Raw genomic sequence first — 506 nt, 5'->3', positions numbered from 1 at the left:
CGATTCGATCAACGAGCTGAAGCACTACCGCGAACATTTCATCCGTTATTGAGGTGCCGCTGCAACGCCCATTGTACGTGTTCGCGCACCAGTGGCGAGGGGTGATCGAGGCGGCTTTTGAGTGCTTCGATCACGGGGATGCTGGACGTGGCATTCCCTAAGCCGACAGCGAGATTGCGCAGCCAGCGTTCGTAGCCAATGCGGCGTATGGGCGAGCCTTCGGTGTTGCGCAGAAAGCTCTCTTCATCCCAGCGGAACAGGGTCACCAGATCGGCCTGTTCGAGCTGATGGCGAGGATAAAAATGGCTTTCCTGTGTAGGCTGGGCGAATCGGTTCCATGGACAGGCGATCTGGCAATCGTCACAACCAAACACCCGGTTACCCATTTTCGGTCTCAAGTCTTCGGGAATCGAGCCTTTCAACTCAATGGTCAGATACGAGATGCAGCGGCGGGCGTCCAGCACGTGCGCATCCACAAACGCATCGGTTGGACATTTCTGCAGGCA

General features: G+C 56.7%; 1 protein-coding gene. It reads right to left on the bottom strand.

Annotated features, from left to right (window positions below; genetic code table 11):
• Nucleotides 1-38: 38 nt before the first annotated feature.
• Nucleotides 39-506, bottom strand: a 468-nt coding sequence (queG, locus tag Q7C20_RS27200) for a tRNA epoxyqueuosine(34) reductase QueG (protein WP_375071242.1), incomplete at its 5' end; no start/stop codon positions are given.

Source organism: Pseudomonas sp. AMR01 (genome assembly GCF_041946035.1).
GTDB lineage: Bacteria > Pseudomonadota > Gammaproteobacteria > Pseudomonadales > Pseudomonadaceae > Aquipseudomonas > Aquipseudomonas antarctica_B.
The sequence above is the reverse complement of the archived record's forward strand: the minus strand, read 5'-3'. Positions and strand labels throughout refer to the sequence as shown.